This window comes from Planococcus notacanthi, assembly GCF_030407825.1.
In the GTDB taxonomy this organism is placed as follows: domain Bacteria; phylum Bacillota; class Bacilli; order Bacillales_A; family Planococcaceae; genus Planococcus; species Planococcus notacanthi.
Window position 1 is genome coordinate 252,674 of the sequence record NZ_JASDCQ010000004.1, and the last position, 21,330, is coordinate 274,003.

Annotated in this window: 14 protein-coding genes and 1 pseudogene; 1 reads left to right on the top strand and 14 read right to left on the bottom strand. The window is 39.9% G+C overall.

The genetic code is table 11. The features are described 5' to 3' along the window. Positions 1 to 11: 11 nt before the first annotated feature. From QMA01_RS14590 to QMA01_RS14625, 8 genes are all read right to left on the bottom strand, one after another. Positions 12 to 1,082, bottom strand: coding sequence for an alpha/beta fold hydrolase (locus QMA01_RS14590; RefSeq protein WP_290215333.1), 1,071 nt, complete (start codon positions 1,080 to 1,082; stop codon positions 12 to 14). A gap of 731 nt (positions 1,083 to 1,813) precedes the next feature. Continuing rightward, positions 1,814 to 3,466 carry an SWIM zinc finger family protein gene (locus QMA01_RS14595; protein ID WP_290215334.1) on the bottom strand — a complete coding sequence of 551 codons (1,653 nt, stop codon included), beginning with the start codon at positions 3,464 to 3,466 and terminating at the stop codon, positions 1,814 to 1,816. A gap of 154 nt (positions 3,467 to 3,620) precedes the next feature. Then, on the bottom strand, positions 3,621 to 3,842 hold the full coding sequence (locus QMA01_RS14600) for a type II toxin-antitoxin system HicA family toxin (protein ID WP_290215335.1): 222 nt from the start codon (positions 3,840 to 3,842) through the stop codon (positions 3,621 to 3,623). Continuing rightward, positions 3,835 to 4,248 carry a hypothetical protein gene (locus QMA01_RS14605; protein ID WP_191716308.1) on the bottom strand — a complete coding sequence of 138 codons (414 nt, stop codon included), beginning with the start codon at positions 4,246 to 4,248 and terminating at the stop codon, positions 3,835 to 3,837. Before QMA01_RS14605 ends, QMA01_RS14600 begins: the two co-directional genes overlap by 8 nt. A gap of 182 nt (positions 4,249 to 4,430) precedes the next feature. Next, on the bottom strand, positions 4,431 to 5,768 hold the full coding sequence (locus QMA01_RS14610) for a uracil-xanthine permease family protein (RefSeq protein WP_191716309.1): 1,338 nt from the start codon (positions 5,766 to 5,768) through the stop codon (positions 4,431 to 4,433). 66 nt (positions 5,769 to 5,834) lie between these two features. Next, positions 5,835 to 7,151, bottom strand: a complete 1,317-nt coding sequence (locus QMA01_RS14615) for a glycosyltransferase (RefSeq protein ID WP_191716310.1) — start codon at positions 7,149 to 7,151, stop codon at positions 5,835 to 5,837. Beyond that, complete coding sequence (locus QMA01_RS14620; protein WP_290215336.1) at positions 7,141 to 9,180, bottom strand: glycosyltransferase family 4 protein; 2,040 nt, start codon at positions 9,178 to 9,180, stop codon at positions 7,141 to 7,143. The genes QMA01_RS14615 and QMA01_RS14620 overlap by 11 nt, the downstream gene beginning before the upstream one ends. 380 nt (positions 9,181 to 9,560) lie before the next feature. Next, positions 9,561 to 9,998, bottom strand: coding sequence for a hypothetical protein (locus QMA01_RS14625; protein WP_290215337.1), 438 nt, complete (start codon positions 9,996 to 9,998; stop codon positions 9,561 to 9,563). Positions 9,999 to 10,355: 357 nt separating this feature from the next. Between QMA01_RS14625 and QMA01_RS14630 the strand changes: the two genes are divergently transcribed. Next, positions 10,356 to 11,885, top strand: a complete 1,530-nt coding sequence (locus QMA01_RS14630; protein WP_290215338.1) for an FAD-dependent monooxygenase — start codon at positions 10,356 to 10,358, stop codon at positions 11,883 to 11,885. Between the two features lie 138 nt (positions 11,886 to 12,023). On the opposite strand, the gene QMA01_RS14635 is transcribed toward QMA01_RS14630, so the two are convergent. The 6 genes and pseudogenes from QMA01_RS14635 to QMA01_RS14660 form a co-directional block, all read right to left on the bottom strand. Continuing rightward, a complete protein-coding gene (locus QMA01_RS14635; RefSeq protein WP_290215339.1) occupies positions 12,024 to 12,350 on the bottom strand; it encodes a hypothetical protein in 327 nt (108 codons plus the stop codon). 294 nt (positions 12,351 to 12,644) lie between these two features. Continuing rightward, the gene (locus QMA01_RS14640; protein WP_290215341.1) at positions 12,645 to 13,985 is read right to left on the bottom strand and encodes a PQQ-dependent sugar dehydrogenase; all 1,341 of its coding nucleotides are present in this window, start codon (positions 13,983 to 13,985) and stop codon (positions 12,645 to 12,647) included. 200 nt (positions 13,986 to 14,185) lie between these two features. Then, positions 14,186 to 14,634, bottom strand: a pseudogene (locus QMA01_RS14645) (ABC transporter permease); the annotation flags it as partial. A gap of 400 nt (positions 14,635 to 15,034) precedes the next feature. After that, positions 15,035 to 18,706 carry an AAA family ATPase gene (locus tag QMA01_RS14650; RefSeq protein WP_290215342.1) on the bottom strand — a complete coding sequence of 1,224 codons (3,672 nt, stop codon included), beginning with the start codon at positions 18,704 to 18,706 and terminating at the stop codon, positions 15,035 to 15,037. Positions 18,707 to 19,116: 410 nt separating this feature from the next. Next, a complete protein-coding gene (locus tag QMA01_RS14655) occupies positions 19,117 to 19,710 on the bottom strand; it encodes a DUF4230 domain-containing protein (RefSeq protein WP_290215343.1) in 594 nt (197 codons plus the stop codon). 219 nt (positions 19,711 to 19,929) lie between these two features. Then, positions 19,930 to 21,312, bottom strand: coding sequence for a hypothetical protein (locus QMA01_RS14660; protein ID WP_290215344.1), 1,383 nt, complete (start codon positions 21,310 to 21,312; stop codon positions 19,930 to 19,932). Positions 21,313 to 21,330: the final 18 nt, after the last annotated feature.

The window sequence follows — 21,330 nt, forward strand, 5'->3', positions numbered from 1 at the left end:
CTCTAAGAAGCTTATTCAAGCACACCTTCTTCTACAGAAACCTCCAGCAATTCTTTCAAATGCCCATCAATCTGGCTGTGATACCCTTCCCCTTCGCCGCCGAACAGACCGAAATGGCCGGCAATGCTGTTGATTACTCTCAGCTCACTGTTCGGAATCAGCTGTTGTTCGGGTTCACAATCACTCGGCGGGAAAAACATATCGGTATCAATCGGCATGACATACACCTTGGCTTTAATGCGGCCTAGTGCTTTTTCCAGATTCCCTTCAGTCAAACGGCTGACGTCACCCCGCTGCCATTTCCAAGCCATCGTCAATAAGGCATTGGGGTCCATCATCTGGAAAAATGGCTCAAGGAAACCTTGCACCAGTTCTTCCGCAGTCTCCACACCGAACAAGACCCATTTTTCCTCTTTGAAAAATTCCGGAGTGAAGCCCATCACGGCCCATATATCGGCATGGCGCTTCAATCCGTCCGCTACTTCTGTATTAGAGGTGTAGTTTCCGCCATTCCATCCTGGATCGGATGTGATCGCATCCATCAACGTCTGTGTAAACAGGAAATCATGGATGGTGTTTTTCGCCGTTCCGGCAATCGGCGCCGCTCGCTTCACCATATCCGGAAATCTGACCGCCCATTCATAGGTTTGCTGGGCTCCCATCGAACCGCCCACCACCAGTGCCAGCTCTTCAATCCCGAACTTTTCTGTAATAAACCGGTGCTGCGCTATGACATCATCCCCGATGCGGACATTCGGAAAATCACTCATACCGATGGGATGAGGACTATTATGCGGCGAACTGGAGAGGCCGTTTCCAATCTGGTTGATCACAATGATGAAGTACTTGGTTGGATCCAGTGCCCTTCCTTCACCTATGTAAGTCTCGTAGTCTTTGCTGGTGCCGGAAAACCAGGTGGGAATCAAAATAACATTGTTTTTTTGTTCATTCAATTCTCCATGCGTCGCATAAGCCAGTTTGCAGTCCGGTATCCGTCCCCCTTCTTCCAATTCAAAATCCCCTAAGTCATAAATCTCGTAAGGCCCTTGGTTTTCTTGTGAATAAAATTGATTTTCAATCATTACACATACCGCCTTTTCTCAGGAATTTTATTTCTGGTCGGAAGCAGGAAACTGTTTCGCGCAGGAGCTATCTTTTTACTTCCTTATTTTCATTATACGTGAGTTCCAATATAAGTAAATACAGAATTTTCTAATATCTATATAAGTTGAACTAATGATTTGTAGGAGCCGAGATTCCGTAAAACAGCTACGCTTTCCAGCGGGCTCGCGCCCAATCCTCCTCGTCCGCTGCGCTCCCTGCGGTGTATCGGTTGTCTCGCTAAGCCGCAGGAGTCTTCGCTGTTTTACTCCATATCTTTAGCGTTTTTTCTCAGAGTCGAAGTGGTATATAAAATGCTATTTCTTTAGTTCAACTTATATAAGATTAGAATTCGCTTCCCATAGAATATAATAATTACCTTATATCCAACGGTTCTTAGATAATAACGAAATCGCATAATGAAATCATTAAGTCGTAATATTATCGTTTTCGATATTTGTTGAAAGATGGCGATATTCGCAATTGCCATCAACTCAAAAAAGCAACCACCTTCTCCCTGCCAGGATTGTAGGTGGTTACTCTTTTGCTTAAAAACATCTTCAATTTGGGCAGCCGCTCTTATATGGCGTCCACTGCACCAACCGAGTGTTAACGCACTTGGTTTTTTGTGTGTCTAAATTAGAGTATATTGGGTTTTAGGTTCTATTATTTATAATTCGATTTCACTTCCCAGGGAGCCAAACAATTATTGCTACTCAATCTTCCCCAATTCATCCAATAACGCTTTCCGTTTCGGGTACATGAACTTCAGCTCTTCAATCAGCCCCGCCGCAGCTCCAGCCCCCAGCGCCTGCTGGAAAGCTTTGATCCTTTGGCAGGCAGTCCAGTATGCCTTGCGGTTGGAAGCCCGCTCAATCAGGCGGTAAATATAAGTCGTATAGATTTCATTCACTTCATGCGGATAATCAGCTAGCAGGTGCGGATACAGGTGCCCGATTGCAGAGACATCCTTCCGGCAATAATCCAACAGCTCCTCCAACCTATTTTCATCAATAAGAATTTTGAGATACAAAGGCAGACTCCGCGGGCTGTTTTTCGTCTCGGCAAGAAGCGCCTCCAGCTTCTCCGGCCATTGCTCCGCATCCACCAAACTTCTCAGCTTAACGTAATATTCTTCCTCCCCTTCCAGCGCAAACTCAAAGCTGAGGTCGATCATTTCCGCAGTGCTGCCCATTCCTTCGTAGGCTGCAAAACGCAGCTTTTTCCAATCGTGCAAAAGTCCTGCGAGGTTCGCATCCAGCCCTTCCGACTCTTCACACAACCGGATTACTTTTTCAAATTCACCCGCAACCAGCGCCTGCAGGGTCTGTGATTTGCGGATTGCGGGATAGCGATGGAACTTCACGTAAAATGCTTCGACCACTTCCTGCTTGCCTTGCTGTTGCAACATCACCAGCTGGTACATGCGAAACCGCTCTTCTGTGTAATCGTATGTCTTGTTTTGCATCTCGTCACTGGCAATCAAATCAGCAATATAATTATATAGCTTTTCGGTGAAATCGCCTCTTTCATTCCATTGCAGAACCGCTTCCACCAGATAACTCGCCGCTTCTGTGATGTCCTGCTCCAGCGCGAAGAGGATATGTGGATAGAGCAGGACGAGTATACGATCGACAGTCGCTTCATCCAGTTCTCCCGGCCACTTCGCCAGCGTTTCGTCAATTTTCTCCAAGCTTTCGTCAATCGCTGAGCTGATACCCCCGGATGAATCGTCCGCCATTTGCAGGATACCCGTACACTCCTCAATGACAATCAAACTGAGGCGGATAATCCTTTCGGCATCGTGCTGCAAATTCAATCCATCTATATATTCGAGGACTTCCCACACCCCTTCAAGTGCCTGATCCGTCCGTCCCCACTCGATAAACCCGCTGCGGCTGGCTCGGTTCACCGACTTCCGGATGATCCGACGCGCCTTTTCCTCATTCATATCACTCGAATCGGAGAGTTTCTCTGTCAAATAGAGGTGGACGGATGGCTGTTTCTCCACCAGCTCCTCGAGGATTTCCAACAGCTCCGCTTTTTTCAGCGCCTTTAATTGCGTCAGCACATCCACTGCAGACGAACCGTTTTCTTTTTTATGTTCTCGGATCGCCAGACACACCGCCACTTCATGTTTGCACAGCGAATCGGATTCGAACGGACAGGTACAGTAAGAACCCACAATCGTGCCATCTTTCGTCAAATTGATCGACACTTCGTAATCCCAGGTTCCCGCTACCCGCGCATGCCAGCGATTGGGCGCATCTTCTGTCAACTGCTCCACAAAGTTCTGCTCAAAATAATCAAGGCCGCGCTTATAGAGCTTTGCCGGCACGTAGGTTTTCAAATTTTTTAAGTTCATGAGAATTCCCCCTGAATCGATTATAACCTGTAGGGGTTCGAGGTTGAATAGGACATTTTTTTCGGGTAAGGATGAATAAAATGAAAAATCCACACCCGAAATGCTGACGCAGCGGGTGTGGAAATTTATCGAATATAATTTGCTTTTTAGTGGTTTATTTAATGTTATTGAATTCTTCTTCTGTAACCTGAAGTTGTTTCTTCAAAATTTCTTTCCATAGATGCCCTTTAACTTCACCAGTACCTCTTGATACCTTGGTTCTTTTAATAGTGCCGTCTTCCATTACCTTCATAAAATAGATGTGATGACCTTTTTTCTTGTATTCTTCCCATCCATCTCGGCGACAAAAACGTTCAATATCTCTGAAACTAGGCATCTATCAAAGCCTTTACTGCCTCAGTATCAGACTGAGCCATCACATTCATCAAGTAAGGGAAGTGTTTCTTACGATTGGGAGAATTGCTATACAATGTAAATTGAGCCATATAATCTTCTGCATAATCCGCCAATGAATCAGCCATTAGATCAATTACCTCATCTTTGGTTTCCGCGTTCTCAACCAAATCAAATCCTTCTAATGTCATAGTTGTACTATTGTCTTCTTCTCTGGTAAATTCTGCTTTAAATCGAAAAGAGTCAAAAGCTGCTTTAAGTTGTTCGGAACTCAGAGCTGCCCATTCGTCGCGGCTGCGCTTTACAAAACGGGGACCTACTCGAATGACATCATCATTGAATTGCCCCCAATTCTTGCGGACATCGGTAGCATTAAGAGTCGATAACATCACCATTCCTCCTTTTCTTATATATTAGCACATAACGTACGTTACGTACATAATATACACATCTATATAGATAGGAAGTTCATTTTTTCTACTATTTTTAAACTCACTGGATATGGCTTTTTCTCCATGTTATTGTTACCAATAAACTGAATTGGGTTTAACACACAGGGACCTGATTTCGTCTATGCGGCTTCCTTCATTGAATCCTCTGGAATGACTAGGTTCAATACAATAGCAACAAAACAGGCGATTGTTATTCCAGATCCGCCAAACAACAACTTGATAACTTCTGGGAACGCGTTCATCGCATCGGGTACTTGACTTAATCCGAGTCCAAATACTAAAGATAATCCAATGATGATCTTTGCTCTTTCATTTAAAGGCTCTGACGTCAATATGTCTATTCCTGTTAACGTAATCTGAGAAAAGATAATGACTGTGGCACCGCCAATAACTGCTGGTGGCATGGTAGATACAAGCGCTCCAATCTTAGGAATAAGACCAGCCAATATTAAAAATGCAGCGCCAACAGCTACGACATATCTGCTCATTACTTTTGTAAATGCGATCATTCCTACATTTTGGCTAAAAGATGTATTTGGCAAAGAATTAAAAATCGCTCCCAGGGAAGAGGTAAAACCATTTGCTATGACTGAGCCGGAAAGCTCATTTTCCGTGGGTTCTCTGCCTGCTCCCCCAGTAGTCATCGCTGTAACATCTCCAACTGTCTCAACAGATGTCACGATAAACATAATTAACATAGGGAGTATAGCTCCCCAGTAAAATTCCATGGGAAAATAAAAGGGTTGTGGAACTGAAAACCAGGTAGCTTCTCTTATTGCTGAAAATTCCACCATCCCCAGCGGCAAAGCCACCATATAGCCAATGAAAATTCCTATTAAAATGGAGGATGTTTTCGCCATTCCCTTTGCATATCTATTTAGAATGAGCACAATGGCCAATACCAGTAAAGCCACCATCCAGTTTTTAGCCGATCCAAAATTTTCAGATCCACTTCCTCCTGCCATCGATACAATACCTGTAGGCAAAAGCGACAAACCAATCGTAAGCACTACTGTACCTGTTACAATCTTTGGAAAGAATCTTCTTAGTTTCTTTATGAAAAATCCTAAAGTGCCGCCAAATAACCCCCCTATAAGACTTGCACCCAATAATCCTGATATGCCATAGGAGCTTGCGATTACGATATTTGTAGACAGAAACCCAAAACTAGTGCCCATAACTACTGGGAGTCGTGCTCCGATCATCCATATTGGGTAACATTGGATAATCGTTGCAACTCCTGCCATGATCATTGCACTTTGAACCAGTATCGTTAAATCAGTTCCTGTTATGCCAACCACACCTGCGATGATGATAGGGACAGCGACATTCCCTAAAAACATTGCAAAAATATGCTGCAACCCTAAAGGTATGGCTTCTGTTAGTGGAGGTACACCATCCACATCGTATTTATTTGTATTCTTACTCTTCGTGTCTGCTCCAACTATTTCTTTCATAAAACACCACTTTTCACTTTTATTTAGATATTATTCGATGCAAGTAGTAGACAACTGAACTTTATATTAGACGTTGTCGACAGCCTCGATCTCCAATATTTTTTTCACTGCATAATCCGCGCCTCTTTCTCTTGAGATGTTTCTCCAATGCAGTAAATTGTCCTTAGAAGCCTCTTCTAGATCATTAAATGCCTTTGCTAATTCTTCTGTGCTGAAATTATTCGGATCCAGTACTCTCCCTAAATTATTCTTCTCAACATCATATGCAATATTAAATTGATCGCTGGAAAATGGTAAGATGACCATCTTTTTCCCATGGTACATAGCCTCTGTTAAGGTGTTGCATCCACCATGAAAGACAACTGTGTCTACATACTGCATAAGAGCTATTTGAGGGATAAAACCTTCGATTATTGTATTGGGCGAGCTGTATTTCTTAAGTTCATCCGCATTGCTGCCTGCAGAAACGATCAATAGCGCATCAGGATTACTTTCTCTGGCCGACAGGATGAGTTTTTCAAGTACGTCTTTTCTGTTCGATAAAAAAGTCCCTAAACTGATCATGATTTTCTGTTCTTTCGTATCTATTTTTTCCATCCATTCTTCATCTAACGAAACCGCTTCAAATGAATTCCCGATAAATAGTTCCTTCGGATTTTCTTCATTTTTTTCAATGTCGTTGAAATCAAAATAGTTGTAGATCACCGCTATTTCAGAGACTAAACTGAACGCATTGCTAATTTTTTTAATCGACTTATTTTCAACGATAATACTATTGAAAACTTCAGTAAATTCCCTTTGTGTTTGGGTGGAAACCTGCTTTAACATCTTCAAATCTTCTTCCTCGACCGTTATCGCCTCAGGCCAGCTTTTGGGTACATTAAAATACCTTCCTTCTTTTGGAATGGTATTGGGATGAGGCGGACAAAATGTCACAAAAGGCAGCCCTAGAAAATACAAGCTAAGCGTAACCGAGTATGACAATATATCGACCACATACAGATCAACATCCATGGCCTCATCTATGAACTTTATCTTATCGATAAGCTGTTGCGGATTATAAAGCATATCAGCCTTTCGGTGGCGGGATTGGGTAATCAGTGTTTCTACTGCACCTTTTTTTGTCGACTCAAAAAATTCTTCCAATCTGATTCTCTCGGTATCCGGTTGTATTGCGTGTTCACCTTTCCCGATATTTTTATTTGAATTTATATCGATTTCATAAAAAGCCAAATTCTCTTTTAAGATTTTTTCCTTAAATTCGATACTGCAGCCAAACGTCACTTCTGCACCCTGTTCTTGAAAACTTTTGGCTAATACGAGCAAGGGGTTAAAATGCGAATAAAAAGGCGGACTGATAACAAAGATTTTCTTATATTTCATTTTCTTTTTCTCCTTCTAAAGACAAATAAAATGACACAAACTCATGTGAGATCTTTTGAATAGAAAAGTTTTCATCCACTGTTTTTTGTCCTGCAGCTTGAATTTTTTTCACTGCGTCTTTGTCGATTTTAGAATCATACAGATGTTTTTCCGTTTCTTCGGCAATCGTTTCCCCATTGCTTGTGTCGATCAAAAATCCATTTTCCCCATTTTCCATATAACTTTTAACTCCACCTTTTATCGGGCCCAGGGTTAGGAACCCTATCGACATCGCTTCCAAAATAGCGATGCCAAACTCTTCTTTTACACTGGAGCACAGATAGATGTGAGGATAGTCAAAGTCTCTCTCAATAATCTCCCTTTCAAGCAGTCTTATATCCAAGTTCGACATGGCACCTTTATGTATGAACCTGTCTTTGAATTGAGGATGCTTTTGTAAGAAATTCTTGAAAAATTCCATCACCATTTCTTCTTCTTTACTCGGTCTCTCCAAGTCTCCACCAATTATGAGAAGATTATGGGTTTCCGAAAGCTTGGAGTTTGACCAGGCTTTTAAAAGTTCCATCTGCCCTTTTAAAACAGCTAATCTCCCGACGTTTAAGATGACAGGTTTTTCAAAAAAGCCTTTATTTGTTTCATTCCATTCGATAAGGCGATTTGAATAGGCAGCGATGGCCTCTCCATCAATTGATTGGCCTGTTTGTATGCCTTCACCGATCATTTCAATTTTTCCATTTACAATGTCATCTTTAAATTGAGGGAAATAGACCGCAAGTTCTGTTTTCACATCTCCATTCCCTATGCCAACGATTCCATCGCTTGTGCGGATTAATTCGTCGCCTATTTTTATCTTGTTCAGTTTTTCAATAAGCTCGTTGAAACCAAGTTCTTTTAATTGCCCCAATCCATCAAACATGTTTCGGTGCGGGTCTGGCGTTAGTGTAAAGACAAGTTTACTATTTAAATCCTTGCTTAGATGAGCCACAGCTTTAGACGCGTTATCTAAAAATCTGATATGAAAGACATCGGGCTTTATTTCTGACCGATTTAAATAATTGGCTATCTGTCTTTTTATAAATAACTCTCTTTTGATGAACTTGTCCCTTACAGACTGATCTAAATAGATTGGCAATCTGATAAATACGTGTTTATCTCCATGAAAGCTTATAAAGGGCTTGTTTAATTCTTGAGTGATCGTAATCGTAAATACATGGGAGATGCGGCTGTCTTTCGAGATCTCTTCACCCAAACCTTTTAATAATACGGCTAACCCTCCACTATTCCCTTTCCCGCTATCTTCAAAATCCCCATAGAACATGGCCTGCAAAATTGAAGTGCCTTGCTTTTCAAAGGCAAAATCTGTCTTGAGAAAGTCCATATAACTATCAAAAAACACTTTGTTTTTCTCATTTCTTATATGCTTCTCCACAAAGGATTGATCAACAGTCTCCATTGGATACAAATTCATCAATAAATTGATTCCTTGGATCTTTATCCCATCAGGGTAATCCAGGGTCAATAATTTGTATATAGCATCTTTAAATCCCGGTCTTTTAAAACGATCCATATAGTCCAGTAAGATAGAAGTGATCTCTAAATCCAGTTCGTATTGCTGAAGCATAAATAAGAGATCGTTATCACCTAAAATGTCGATACCACATTCAATACAAATATCCAAAACGTGATAGAGCTTTTGACCATCGTACTGTTGGTTCAATAGTACGTCTTTTATTTTCTTCTCTACTATTTGCTTGATCTCATCATTGAACAAGTTTAAAACCGCATCTACTGTAAATCGGTCTGTAGAGGAATGCTCTCCCAAAAACGAGATCAATTCATCTATTTCTTTTTCACCTAGTTGCTTGTTCAGCTCCAGTTGCTTTATCGTTCGAATTTGCTCGACCACTCTTGCTTCATCGGAGTTTATCGCCTTACTGTTATTTATGTACTCATCTAAAAATTGGAGAGGATAACTATCATTACTTTCATTGTCATAAACACGATTTCTGAACTCAATAAACTCATTCATTTTTCATCCCCCGATGCCTTCAGTGTATTAGTTTCTTCCTATTCTATACCACAGGTGTTGCTACTATATACGCAGACGCTTCTTCATTCTTTTTAATAAAACGAAAGATGCCAATTAATGTCAAAAATTTTGAAGCAATGAGGTGCAAATATACTCCTTTCCTTATACATCATTTCTTTGTACTGTATAGTTAACTAAGCAATTAGATATAAAGGATACAATCTACTTTCCTCACTCCTTCAGGCCATTTACTGAGTGCGGGACAATAAAAAAACACACCTGCCAGGTTGATTCAGCAAGTGTGTAAATATAGTTAGTAACCTGAAATTTGTTCGGCATAATAGCGCTATTGGAGTTCCGCCATTCAGCTAAGCTATCCATCATTTATGAACAGCCGTAATCTCTCCCATCAATCCAACCCAGTCGTCTCTCTTAAAATCATACAATTCCAGTTCTGTTTTTCTCAGAACCAGGTGGATGCTGTCGAATTTCTCGTCCGATCGGAACCTCCACCAGCTTTTCACTGTTGATGTCTTGGTGCCTGGCTCATAATAAGTCAATGTGAATTCGGGATCGATGATGTCATCTAACCGATCAATCTCTATATAATTATGCGGGAAATCAATATAGAGTCCGAGCGCCGCTTTATGAGGCGTAATGGACCCAATTTTATGCGTCGATTCAGTGTCACTCCAGGGAACCGGATTGTCGCTCACAATCAAAATCCGGCCGGCCTCATCGGTTTCAATCCGGCAATTCGGCAGGCTGTTAAATACTTCTGTCATCTCGTTCATTTTTTGTTCTACCATCTTGTTCATTTTGCTATCCCATTCCTTTCAACTCATCTATCAACCATAACTGCTGCATTTTCTGCTAGACAAGGCATACCGTTTATTTTTCTGTTCCACTACCTGTTATTCTATCACGTCCCGCTGATTGCTCCGTGTTTAAATTGTAGTGTACTGTCAAAATCGCTTAAAATTGTTTCTTGCACGGGGACACTTTTTTGCTTGAAATGCGCCGATTAAGGATATAGTAGCTGTACAAGATCTTTTCGATTCGGTATCACACATTTTTTCTTATAAGAACTTTTCCTATACTCGATTTTTCAGCTTTACACGACACTTGAAACTAGATCGATCAGCAGGCGCGATACTCATTAGGAGGTCTCCAGGATGAACCCACAAATCTTAATCGTCGGAGCTGGTCCCACTGGCCTGGCCCTTGCCTATAGCCTGGCGCGTCAAGGCGTGCCGTTTCGGATCATCGATAAAAACGCAGGAACCGGCACAGCGTCACGTGCACTCGCCGTGCATGCGCGCATATTGGAGCAGTACGACCAACTGGGTCTGGCCGAACGCAACATCAAGCGGGGGCATCCGATTTTGTCGCTGGATGTCAGCGATGGTAAACGAGTGAGAGCCACGGTAAAATTCCATAAGTTGGGCAAAGGGCTGAGCCCGTTTCCGTTTATCTTGAGCTTGCCGCAAGACGAACACGAAGAAATTCTCGTGGACGAATTAAATAAAATCGGCGTCGAAGTCGAATGGAACACCTCCTTGCTTTCGTTTGAAGACACAGGAGTTGGCGTGAACGCCGTGATGCAGCAGCAAGGACAGCCAGAAGAAAGAGCGGAGTTCGCCTATTTATGCGGATGCGACGGAGCCGGCAGCATGGTCCGGAAAGGACTGGGACTCGACTTTTCCGGCGGCACGTACAAGCAATTATTCTTTGTCGCGGATATCGAAACTGAGCAGCCGGTAGACGATATGGAAAAGATGGACATGTACATGGACAATGACGGCTTTATGCTGTATATGAACGTCCGCAACGCCAACACCAAACGAATCCTTGGCATTGTGCCCGAGGAATTCAACGAGCGCACCGATGTCCAATACAGTGAAATCACCAATTACATTGAAAACAAAATCCGCGTGAGCGCGGCTAAGGTCAATTGGTTTTCGACCTACCGCGTCCATAACCGAGTCAGCGAGCGATTTGCTAAAGGGCGCGTCTTTATCCTGGGCGACGCCGGCCACCTGCACAGCCCGACCGGCGGACAAGGCATGAACACCGGCATTGGGGACGCCATCAATTTGGGTTGGAAACTCGCAGCGGTGGTTCAAGGCAAAGCTGCGCCAAGCATATTGAGCACTTACGAACAAGAGCGCATCGCTTTTGCGCGCCGGTTGATCGCGACGACCGACAAAGCGTTCCAAACGATCGTCAACCAAAAACTGCCCGGCACGTTGCTGCGGGAGTATGCGGTACCTTACGTCTTGCCGTCCGTATTCAAATTTTCCTTCCCTTCAAAAAATGCGTTTAAGATCTTGTCTCAAATCCACATCAATTACCGCAACAGCCTCTTGAGCAAAGGCAAAGCCGGCAAAGTTTACGGCGGTATGCGCTTGCCGTGGATTGAAACTGACAAAGGCGATAATTTTTCGCCGCTGCGCTCCGTCGATTGGCAAATTCACATATACGGCAAAGCGCAGCCTGAGCTCATCGACTTTGCCCGTTCGCAGTCGCTCCAGCTCCATGAGTTTGCATGGGAAGCGAAGATGAAAGACGCAGGATTCAAGCAAGATGCGCTGTACCTGATTCGACCGGATGGGCATGTCGGGCTTGCAACTGAAAAGCAATGGCTGCGTGTGTTGAAACTGTATTTGGAGACTTATGGGATTGTGGCTTTTGGAGCGGAGTGAGGCAGAAATAATAAAGGCCATATTTATAAAGTTTGACGGGTCAGCTTCATCGAATTTTTTCAAAAATCCTATATGTCTAAGACTCGACACTACAGAAAAAAGAACCTTGAGAGTGTCAAGGTTCTTTAAAAATATATATTAAGCATTTAATTTATATTGCGCTGTTTCACCATACATGCCGTTTTCAGCTGTTACATCATTCAGTTCTGCAATAATAACCTTTGGTCTGGAAGGACCGATTATTGTAGAAATATAGCTAACTTTGAATGTGTAAGTAGCTTTTTTGCGGAAGTTTCGATATTCAAGCGAATCTTCTGTAGTTGTCCAATAAACAACATTGCCATCTCTATCTATTAAAGCGATCACTCGATATTCGTCGCTTTTAAAGCAAGAAACAAACTCAAGTTCCTTAGTATATTTCTTTCCTTTTTCAAATCCGTTCACTTCTTTGATTGCAAGCACCATCGAAATACACCTCATTCCATAGTGGTATGCATTTAATATAACAGAACCTATGTTCGATTACCAGTAAAAACATTAAAAATATTAGAATATTTAAATAAAAAGGCGAAAGAGCGTTAAAATCGTCTCTAGCGCAAGCCATTTGTAATGTGCCTGCTCCATAGTCGAGAAAAATAGCAGGAGTAGGATTCAAATAAGAAAGCCGTATCCGTTAACCATTGAGGTTTCTGGATACGGCTTATTTTTCATCCAATTGCAGTTAATCAACGGAATCCTTTTTGACACAGAGGCGCGTGTTTATTCACCTGCTGCAGTAATCTTATAAATCACACCGCCATCAGTGGATGCAATAAGCGCGCCATCCTCAGTTACAAGAATATCACGGAAACGTTCGCCTTTATCAGTTAATAGACGTTCTTCTCCAACGATGGTGTCACCTTCAATAACAACACGTGCAATATAGCTCGACACTAAACCACCGATGAACAAGTTGTTCTCCCATTCCGGAATTGCGTCGTTATCATAAAATGAGCTACCACTTGGCGCACTTGTTGGATCCCAATAATATCTTGGTTCAATAAAGCCTTGCGCCTCGTGTTCTGAAATTCCATCATTGATCAATTCACCTGTGTACTCGATACCATAAGAAACAATTGGCCATCCATAATTATTGCCTGGTTCAACAATATTCAGTTCATCCCCAGATTGTGGACCGAATTCAACAATCCATAAGTCTCCTGTTTCAGGGTGGAAGTCTATACCTTGAATATTCCGGTGACCGTAGCTGTAAATACCATCCAGTGCTTCTTCATCGTCGATAAATGGATTCGTATCTACTGCTTCTCCATCTTGTGTAATGTGAATTACTTTACCTAAGTAAGCATCCAAGTCTTGTGCACGTTCGCGAATTGGATCATCTGAACGCTCACCAGTTGTTAAGAATAGGTTGCCATCCTCATCAAAGATAATACGTCCACCATAGTGTAAGTCACCCTCATATGCCGGTTCTGCTTGGAAGATTACTTCAAAATCTTCAAGTGAGGCTTCGTCTTCTGATAAAATACCTTTACCGACAGCAGTTACAGTACCACCTTCGACATCTTGAGAAAACGTTAAAAATACTAATCTTGAATCGTCAAAATCAGGTGCAACGGCTACATCAAGTAAACCACCCTGACCTTCGCTATTTACTTCTGGTGTACCTTCGATTGGTTCTGAAACAGCGAACTCATTAATGTTTACAATAAGAAGTTCTGCTGTATCTCTTTGCGTAACAAGTAAGCGGTTTGGTTCAAACTCTGCCATACCCCAAGACACGCCAAGACCCTCAGCAATAACTTCCTCATTAAGTTCTGTTTCAGTCACTACTGCAGGTGCTCTTGTTTGTTCTGGAAATGCTGGTTCAAACTCAGTAACTTTTGGTTCAGTTTCTGCAGATTCTCCATCGGCACTTTCCTCAGTGCCTTCGTCAGTACCTTCTGCTGTTTCAGGGCTCTCGTCAGCACTCTCATCTGTTGTAGCCTCAGAATCATCCGTTGATTCTTGGTCTGAAGTTTCATTATTGCCACATGCTGCCAAAGCCAATACAAAGATCAGCATTATAAAGAACATTAATCTTGACCACGAAACTTTCGTCATCGTTTTTCCTCCCTTTTTCTAAAATATTTAATTGAATATATATTAAAGTGAAGCCTCTTAAACCCCAGTATCAAAACTTGGTTAAGGCTTTCATATCATAACTAAAAATATGAAACTCCTTTGAAAATGATGTTATCATAATTTTCCGAAAAGTTACAATTATATTACTTTTTTATGACATTTACTAAATTCTTGTAATACTATCTTATTAAAAGACAACAATCGGAGTTGCCGCCTTTTGTGATGTATGAAGCCTGTCTTTGTCTCGCATCCCCTGCACGGCGTAATGCTTCGCCGATGTTACGTAAACATAGATTCTCAATACTGCCGGCAGCCATACCCACCATCTGTGTTTCAGTGTCTGAGTCTGGGCGCATAAGAAAGCAATGTTCCACAAGAGACGGGTAGTCTTCAGGGAAACCGAAGCTGAGGAAAGACAGCCCTGACTCTATGCCAATATTTGCAGCGAGTAATAATGTTCCGTTTACGATGATGATACCCACCAGGTTCGGCATCATCTGTGAAAATATGATTTTGATCGGGCTACTTCCCAGGGTTCTTGAAGCATTGATCCAATCAAGCTCTTTCTCCTGCAGTGCAGCGAACGGATCAGCCTTGCCGTAACCAACCACAGGAATAAAGCCAAAATTTTGCACTGAACTTCCAAATATCATTATTTCCAGCAGTCCCCAGATTGTTTCTGTGTAAGACAAAGTTATGAATATTTACCTTTTGAGATAAAAATACGAAAGCCGTATCCGTTAACCATTTAGGTTTCTGGATACGGCTTATTCTTCATGCAATTGTAGTTAATAAACTGAATTGGATTTGACACAGGGGCGCAATTTTCCATATTTGACGTATCGTCGTCGCCATTACGGCAAGGATGTCGGGCAGAAACGAGAATAGAGTCAAATTGTAGTGAATGGTGTCTAACACATAAACACGACTAAACGCGATGAAAACAACTCGAGTTAGCTATCTAAATAACAAATGTAAAGATAACATATGAAGTTATCCATTTTCTCATGTGTAAGCGGAAGAATAAATCAATTGTTATTTATCCAACTTTGAATTTCACTTTCTATTAATGAGGCATCCAAACTGCCATCTAATCCATCCCTTGTAATTATTAAATTTCCGAGAGTTTCTGAAATTCCAACACTTTCATAACTCGCTCTTTTTCCGTTCCAATGCTTCTGATATGACTCATTTCCTAGCATTCCAAGATGCTCTAAATAAGCAGTTTTGCCTTGATTTCTTAAAGTGAAATCCGGAATATAATTTTTGCCATTAGCCTCTAATGGTTCTTCATATGAATATTCAATTCCCAGCTTATCGAGAATATTAGCTACAATCACTTCGGATTTTGATCTTACCATTTCACCACGTACCGTTTTATGGATCAACTTTTCTTCAAAGTATCTTTTTTTCTTGCCTGATTCTATCTCAATGATGTTTGGAACACCAAATAAATCTGTATATCGTTGTTTAATATCCGAATACCAGTCATTTGCATATTGTACTACTTCTTGGACTGGCAAATCACTCAATATGATTAGCTTTTCTCTTTGACGAGAGAAAGCCGTATATAACAGCTCTTTTGTAATAAATGAACTTTTTCCATTTATAACCACTATTGTTTTGCCAAAACCAGAACCTTGCGATTTGTGAACTGTAAGAGCGTAAGCAAGTTCTAACTTTGAATCGTTATTGTCACCACCGAAATCAGCTTTAGTATAGGAAAATACTTTTCCTTCAAATGAACTGAAACGAAGTTTATACCAACTAGTATTCTTATCCTTTTTGCCATATTGGAATGGGTAACCTGTCATAATACCAATTTCACCATTTGCAATATAGGCCTTCCCGGATGAACCATCCCAATAATCCTTCTCACCATTTGCATTAGATATAACTTTATCTCCATAAACAATATTTTGAACAGATTGAGGACTGTACTTTGACCACCAAGACGCTTTCCATTTCTCCACAATTTCTTGACGGTATTTTTGATGAATTTGATTATTCAAGTAATAACTTCCTGCGCCAATGAATTTAGTAGGAGATAGAATCTGCCAATTTTCAATGTGGTTTCCGGTATTATAATTTATATATTTATCGTTTTTAATACCACCTATGCTCCGATTAAAGCCATCGATATCATCTACGTTTTCCATATCCGCAACTTCGGACAATTCCTCAAAGAACACTTTTTCCAATTCAACTAAATCAGCAAATTGAATATATTTAAAACGACTATCAGTTTGATTATTTTGAATGCGGTAAATTACCTCTTTATCGATTGAATCTGAATTAGAGAATATTTGAGCAAATGATAAATCATCTCCACCGGATCCTTGCCTCATCTCAGTTTTCAATGTTGCCACCTTATCAGGGAAATTTGTCTGTAAGTAATTCATCAAATCCACAAAGGGGCGCCCTGCTCCAATTGGAGGTAATTGGTTCGGGTCGCCTATAAAAATGATTCTCTCGGCGTGAGAATCAACAAGTTTTAGTATGCCTGCAAACATATCTTCAGTCAGCATTGAGCTTTCATCGATGATAACCGTTTTAGCAATACTTGAACTCGTTTTACTCGGCATCTTATAAGACATCGTTTTCCCATTAAAACCATTTGAACGTATTAAGAACTGTGCAACAGTTTTAAACTCAGCATTAATATTATTCTTCTTAAATGAATTTTCTAGTTGGACTCTCGCCTTCCCAGTAGGAGTCAGTGCCAATACCCCGCCAGCTTTAATTTCTTTGGATGTAGCCAAAATCCCTAGTGCAGTTGTTTTACCCGTCCCGGCTCTACCCAAGAGGACAGATATTTTAGATGATTCAAGAATCCTTAGTGCTACTGCTTTTTCATTACGAGCCAATTCGTCGTTTTCTTCATTGTTCTTCTCAAGTTCGCCAAATTGATCATCAATAATGTTTCTCCAATTTTGTTCGTTTGATAAACTTTTTTCTAGTCGGCTATTCACTACATCGGAGATTACTTGCTTATAATCTTGGTATTCTTTTAATTTGATGTAAGCACTTTCTACATCAACGAACAACTCACCTTCCTGCAAGAACTCTAAAATGCCTTCAATTTTTTCGGTTTGAAAATCTGTTCTTTGATCTAATGGCAATTTATTTATTTTTTCAACGATCTGGTCATAACTGAGTAAAGTATGCCCTTTAATTGCTGCTTGATCTAATACAAATATTACCATAGCTCGGAATCTGCGCTTATCGCTCTCTGTTCTCATTTTAGTAGGTTTCTCAAGTGGTTGCTTATGTAACACCAACGGATTTACATACATTGCATTGTCAATCTGAGAAATAGTAATTTGGTGTTCATTACTCTCTTTTCGTGTCAATTCAAAAAGAAGATATGGGTTTTCAACAATTTCTGCTGCACAAATTTTTAGTTTATCCCACGCATAAATAGCTTGCTCAATAGAAAGATTCAACCTGGACAAGAGCTCGAAGAATCGAGCCTTATTTTTGTTTCTTAGTAAACCAGAAAACTCATCCTCCTTGTCTGCCAAACTTTCATCCAGTTTGGCATTTCCAGTTTCTTTCTCTCCTGAAAAATACAACTCTAATTCAGAAATTAATCCACGTTCAGAAATATTGACATGGCGAGCTATATCAAAACCGTACCTAACACCAAATGCTGATAGAGCCGAACCTAGTCCCGGGAAAACACCCCGTTGATTCCAAACACTTTTAAGTTGATTATCAATGTATTCCAAATGAATATTGATCCATTTTTGGTTGGCTTCCCTTAGCTTGAGTTCGGCTATATTTCTCAATGCAATCTTAGCTTGGTTTAGTACGTCTATTGAGGCATCGTAGCTAACCCATTCAGCAGCATAAGAAAATTCTGTTCTGAAACCTGCCGGTTCGAATAGTATAACGCTCGATACGTCAAAATCAGGATGCTTTCTCACATACTCAGAAATTTCAAGATAGGGCATTAAAAAGCCGTCCTTGCCATCAACTCTTATGGAATGGGCTGCGTTCGTTTCCCAAATATAGTTTTTTTCCTCACTGCTTCCATCAGACTCATACTCGCGAATTTTAGTATTTCCTATTATATTTCCAACTCCAGCAATTATACGCCGACTATCCTCGATGAATGGTACTTGTTTATAATACGGAAATATCAATGAGTGGTGCGGACTAATACCCGAAAAGAAGTAATCAAAAATTCCCTTTTGAGATTCTCCATGTGATACCCACGCACTTGACCAGTTCAGCATCCGCTCTGTCTTGTCTAAGTCAAAATGAAAATTGTAATACTTTTGTTTCTCTTTAGCGTTTTCCTTCAAAGTCCACGAAAAGGGACGCAGTAAGAATGAATAGGGATCTGTCTCAAAGGATGTTTCCTGGAAATGGTGGAACTTATCATTTCCACTTTTATATGGATGATTCATTTTGAGAGAAAGTCTGTTGCTACTCATAAATGCAGCATTTTCTGTAATCCAGTTCTGCATACTTAGTGGTCCCACTTCCTCGTAACACTTGCCTTTATTTTTTTCTTCAAACTCCAGGTTTCGAGATGATGCAATATTAGAAATGACTTGCGCTGCTACATTGTATTTAGGATTATTATCAATTCGTCCAGTGTAATCGTTGTCCTTCCATGGAATTCTTGTTGAAAAGTGTTGCACATAATTTGATTGCGATTTTACTTGCTTTTCTGTGTCCATAAGAGACATTAGAATTCCCCCTTAAATCTCTATTAATATAGTATCTTCATTACAATTTATCTCTAAAAAACTCTCACTTCTTTTGTTATAGTTTCTTTTTCCTTCAAAATGCTATTATTTAAAGTCGTGATTACAAACCTTATTTTCTCTTTAGAATTTAACTAAATGTCGAGATTTCCAAATTTTTTCAATGATTTTTCTTTCTTTTCAGTTTATCATTTACAGCAAGTATTAGGCAGAATAATTTGTGGATAAAATAACTAACTTCTATGATAAAAGTACGAAAGCCGTATCCAACTACCATTGAGGTTGTTGGATACGGCATTTCTTTTTACACTTTTAATTAATAAACTGAATTGGGATTGACAAAGCTCAGCGATTTAATCCATCAGAAAATAAAAGATCGCCAACACTTCTTCTCAGTAAAATTCGATAATAATCTCACTTTCTTCATTGAAGCTCAAAAAAGACTTTAAGACTTCCTCTGTTCTTTTATCAGCTTCCATTAAAAATCCTTGCTCGATTTTCTCTTCTTCAAATTTCTTTTTTTCATTATTGATGTCTTCAATAATTTTCTGGGTAGGAGGATCTGAAAAAATATTTCCTTTCACATCTTCTATCTTCATGTTTTCGAGCTCGACAACATTATCGAGAACTTTCGCTTTGGGAACTTTGACTGTTACTTGTTTGCCCACTTCATCATAGGCCACTTCCACTTTCGAAAGATCCGACCCAGCTTTCAGATATCCCGTGTACTCTACGAGCTTTATCGTCTCTGCAAAGCGAATATCAGTCAGCAGAATTTTCTTGTCATCCCGATTTACCATTGCTTTACTGTACTCATACTTCAATGTCGTTAGCTCTGATAACTCTACGACTTTTCCCTGGATTAATGAGGTATGAGAACTTTGACTAGCAGTACTTCCCAATGGTTTGAATTGAATAAAAATAACTAAACCAACGATTACAATAAGTAACATTGAAATCATAACCCCAACTAACAGTTTTTTCATCTGAATGGCTCCTCACATCTTGTAGGTTTAATTTCTGCATTCCAGAGAGCACGATAATTCGTACACTGTTTAAATCTTAGATAAACGTTAGAGACATTAACGACAAAACCTTTCGTATTGATATCAAGAACCTCAACTATTTTCATCATTTTTGTAGGTTTGTCATAAATGATTAAAGTTATTTCTTTTTCAAGGAAATGATTTTAACTACTTAAATTATCAAAGTTTCAAAGTTCTATCTTCCACAAGCAACATTGTTTGTTCTAAAGTTTCATGAACTTTCATCCAATTTGTATCTATTTCTTTTTGGACATAATCATACTGCTTGGCCTGCTTTTCAAATGCAACCCACTTTATCTCTTTATAAGAATACCTCGCAAACACTAACCATTGAGTGTAGTTAATTGATAATGGATTTTGAGTCACAGCTATTTTCCCAGCGTTTACTGAAGCGGCAATAGCATGCGCAGTAAATAGCATCGTATTCAATTTGGGGTTGCTGTTTTTCTTTGAAAGCATAAAAGGAAGAGATTCTCTAATTGATTTCCCATCAAGAATGCTTTTGATGAAGAAATAAACTCTTACCAAAACTTCTATTATCATAACTGGTATAGACATACTTATAAAATGTCCAAAGTCATACCCTGATCGATACATCATTCTAGTCACTTGACCAAAAGTGTAATCTTTATCCCCAATTTTGCCGAATTGTAAAAATTGAACGAGCATCATTAAAGGCACTGGCAAACCACCCTTAGTTGCTATATCCGACTTTAGATGACCAAAAGCTCTACCTATAGCTTCGAATAAATTCATTCCAATAATGTCTTTATCTACTGTGTTAACAGTTTGGATAATAATTTTCCCATGTTTATCTATTGCAGTCATTTCACCTTTTAAGATATCTTTAACTCCAAAAATAAAAGCAAGAATTGGATCATGCCCTAGTGTTTGAAAACGATGTGTTCTTGGACCTAATCCTTCTACTACTCGATTTAACCCTTTTGAGTGAGAAGCATCGTAAGGCACCCAGTTGTCCCGCTCTAACTGACTTAGTTCAGCTGGCGTCAAGGAAGTGTTCAATTTTTCTCTAATGAAATTAGATAATGAACCTCCCCCAGATCCTTCTGCACCCAGAAATCCTGGATTTTTAGGCATATGAACAAATATTATATCAACCAAAGAAGCTAAGGTTCCCGCTAATCCAATCATCATATAATCATACTTATCCAATTTATTTAAAGAGTTGAAATCTGCTCGAATATATTTTAAAGAATCTTTTACCTTAATAATTTCCTGTTTATTCAAAAGCTCAGAAATATTAACATCAGAATCATCCATGTATTGAACTTCTTCATTTAAATCGCTCCAACTTCTAGTTTTCAATTTAGAGATTGTTTGATTATTTTCATTTGAAGAGAGGCTTTTTAAATTGGGCAAAGCAATATTTAAATTTCCCAAGATTTCTTCAGTACTTTGAATCGCATTCAAAGATGAGTCCTCAAGCTTTAATAAATCAGCTTGGAGCTTTTCACTTTTTCTTTTTTGATGAATTAATACTTTTAACTCATCTCTAAGAAATTCTGATTCATGCTTGCTCATTTAATCACTCCGATTTCG